Here is a 3,230-nt window from a genome sequence, read left to right as displayed (position 1 = left end):
TACTGCACCGGGTCGGTGTCCTGAAATTCGTCCACCATAGCCACCGGATACTGCTTACGAATAGCGGCAGCCAAGGCTTCACCACTGGGGCCTTTCAGCGCGTCACGTAAACGGGTCAGCATGTCGTCGTGGCCCATTTCGGCGCGCTGGTTTTGCAGTTCGGCAAAGCGGCTGCTCACCCAGAAGGCCGCGTGTTGTTTTACTTTAGCCAGTTCTTCCTGCTGCTGCACTTTGCTGCGCTTAATACGTTCCTGCAGCTCGCCTAAAGTGGCCCAACTTTGGGGCATGCCGCCAAGTTTGGCCTCGGCAAACTTCTGTAGCTCGTCAGTGCCTATATTCTTCCAGTTAGCCGCGGTGGCGTCGGGCTCAACCAGGTCAGAGTCGCCGCACCAGTCCGCAAACTTCTGAAACTGTTTGAGTTTGGTTGCCGCGCCCTTGGCTTGTGAGGTTTTATCAACCAATTCCTGCACAATAGGCGCAACTTCCTGCTTTATATCAGCCATTCGTTGCTGATGGGCGCTTTCAGCTTCCTTCAGCAGGCTGTGCAAGTCACCATTGACCGGTGCCTGCCCGCTTTTGCTTAAGCTGTAAGTGAGCCCCAACAAGGTTTCCGGTGACTTAAAGTCCTCCAACAGCCGGGCGCTGAGTTCAGCGTCGGCCGGGTAAATAAAACGCCGGAAGTAGTCTTCAGCGGCCTGAAGGCGCAGCTCTTCGTTGTCGGTTTCAACGTCCTGGCTGAACAGGCTACCGCTGGCAAAGGCGTGCTCTTTCAGCATGGACTGACACCAGCCGTGAATGGTTTTCACCGCCGCTTCGTCCATGGACTGCGAGGCTAAATCCAGCAGCCGCGCCAAGTGCATCAGGTTCTGCCCCTGCGCTGCACAGTCGTCGCGCAGGCTGGCTAAGAAAGGGTCACCTTCTACGGCTTCCGGATCACGGAAGTAAGCTGCGGCTTCGGCTAAGCGTGCGCGAATACGATCACTCAGCTCTTCGGTGGCAGCTTTAGTAAAGGTCATGACCAGAATGTTTTTCGGCACCAGTTCGCGATCAAACGCAGTTTCTTCCGTACCGTTATGCGAGCCATGTCCAATAACCAAACGCACATAAAGCGCAGCAATGGTGTAGGTTTTACCGGTACCGGCGCTAGCCTCAATTAAGCGGCTGCTGTTCAGCGGAAAATCGAGCGGGTTCTCTAACGTATGCCCTGATGATTGAGAAGACAATTGGCTCATGATTTATCCTCCGGCACCAGGGTTAAGCGCATGGGATCATAAAGTTCGTCCATAAAGCGGCGGAAGTGCGGTGATGCCTGAATGGCTTGGTAACTTTCGGCAACGCGCCCACAGTAATCACTTTGGGTAACCAGTGCCGGGTCTTGAAAGCCTTCTTCTTCGTATTTTTGTCGGGCGGCTTCATGCGCCAGCATTTCGTCCTGGCCGTTCTTGTCCATTGCGCTTAGCCAGGTCATGGCTACGTCCAGATGCATGGGCTGCGGCTGCTGCGCTGACAGAGCCACTAGCTCCAGTACTTGTTCCAGTTGTTGCACCGCAAGCTCAGCGGGCACCGGCGCCACCTGCAACTGGCAACCACCTTTGGACACAATTAAAAGCCGTGTCGGTTTTTGTAAATTCAACAGCAACAGACCAAGGTAATAGGCACTGGCATGCTTCCAGCCGCCGCTATTTATGCCTTTACCGTTTTTAGCGGCAATGTTGCTGGCCGAGGTGACCACCCATAGGCGCTCGCCGCTTTCATTGGTATGCAGCCCAGTTAGGGTGTCATCAATAGTCAGCCCGCTGTGCTCAAAAAACACCGTTTCCGGAAACTCATTCACACCCGAGTAACCGGCAATGCTCTGCTGATAGGTTTCCAGTATCTCCTGCGACTGCTCCAGCAACAGAAACCCATTTTGCTCGGCTATCGCACCAATGCCCAAAGCCCCTTCGCGTTTAATTCGGTTCAGCTCTTTTAATAGCGAGGCTTCAATGCCAGCCCCTGCCAGCAGCGCCCGCTTGCCCGCATCCACCAAACGCGTAGTCAGTGACCAGCTCTGCAGGTTATCCATCACAAAGGCTTCGCTGTCGTCCAGATCTTCACTGTTGCGGCTAAAGTAAGTATCCAGTCGCCAGTTAAAGTACAGCCGGGCGGGCTCTTCAATAAAGCGCTTAATGTCGTTAATGCTCAGGGTGCGTTCCAGCTCGTCGTCCGCGGCGGTTTCCGAAGCCATGCGGCTCGCAGAAGCCACCGCCCCCTGATGCGCCTGCGCCCATTCACTGGCATAGGTAAAGTATTCCGGGTCTTCCTGGCTAAAGTAATGGGGGTTAAACGGCTGTAATTTGTGCTCAACGGTCAGGCTGTTAATGTCCGATTTCCAGCCCTGCTGAAGGTGGTCACGCAGTTGCGCCACCAGCACCGACGGCGTCCGCTCGCTATTGTCTTTGGCGCTGTAGCCTACCCAGCTCAAGTACAAACAGTCACGAGCTGAAAGCATTGCTTCCAGGAATAAATAGCGGTCATCGTCACGTCGCGAGCGATCGCCCGGCCGATACCGGTCGGTCATTAAATCAAAATCCACACGCGGCGTTGAACGTGGGTAATCACTTTCGTTCATGCCCAGCACACACACGTATTTAAACGGAATGGCCCGCATGGGCATTAAGGTGGCGAAGTTTACCGCCCCCGCCAAAAAGCGTTGGTTCAGGTTCTGCTGATCCACACGTTCTAACCAGGCGTCTTTAAATATGGGCAGGCGAAGTTGTGACTCGTTATCCGCCTCTACGCAAATATCCCGCAGCTGATACAGCTCGTCACCCAGCTTGGCTAACAGTAAGCGATCACTGTCTTCTTCGGCCTCGAAAAATTGTTCCAGCAGCCACTCGCCCTGAGTGACCCACTCCGGCAAGGTGTGTTCACCCTGCGCGCGCTGCCACCATTGTTCCAGTGTGCGCACCACATCCGCCAGGCAGCCCACCAGCGCGGCACTTAGTCCAGCTACTTCGGTATAAGGTTCTACGTTAGCCCAGGGTGACTCGTTTTCTAAACCAACGTCAGCCAAATCGCCCATGGCGTAACCGGCTATCATGCGTTTTAAGCCAAACCACCAGCTGTTGGTTTCTTCCGCTGCCGGCATATAAAACTGCCCGCGCTGCTCGGCATTAAGTCCCCAGCGCGCGCCGGCTTCTTTTACCCAGCGCTTTAACTGCGGCAGGTCATCGTCACTCATATCAAAG

The 3,230-nt window shown here is 54.8% G+C and carries 1 protein-coding gene and 1 pseudogene; both read right to left on the bottom strand.

Annotated elements, in window-relative coordinates:
• Window positions 1-1,232, bottom strand: a 1,232-nt coding sequence (locus B3180_RS14780) for a UvrD-helicase domain-containing protein (protein ID WP_286845261.1), incomplete at its 3' end; no start/stop codon positions are given.
• A pseudogene (locus B3180_RS14775) lies at window positions 1,229-3,230 on the bottom strand (exodeoxyribonuclease V subunit gamma); the annotation flags it as partial. The pseudogene B3180_RS14775 and the gene B3180_RS14780, both read right to left, overlap by 4 nt.

The sequence above is a fragment of the Idiomarina sp. UBA4206 genome, from assembly GCF_002383015.1.
GTDB classification, from domain to species: domain Bacteria; phylum Pseudomonadota; class Gammaproteobacteria; order Enterobacterales; family Alteromonadaceae; genus Idiomarina; species Idiomarina abyssalis.
Note: the sequence above shows the minus strand (reverse complement) of the source record. Positions and strands in the feature narration are given on the sequence as shown.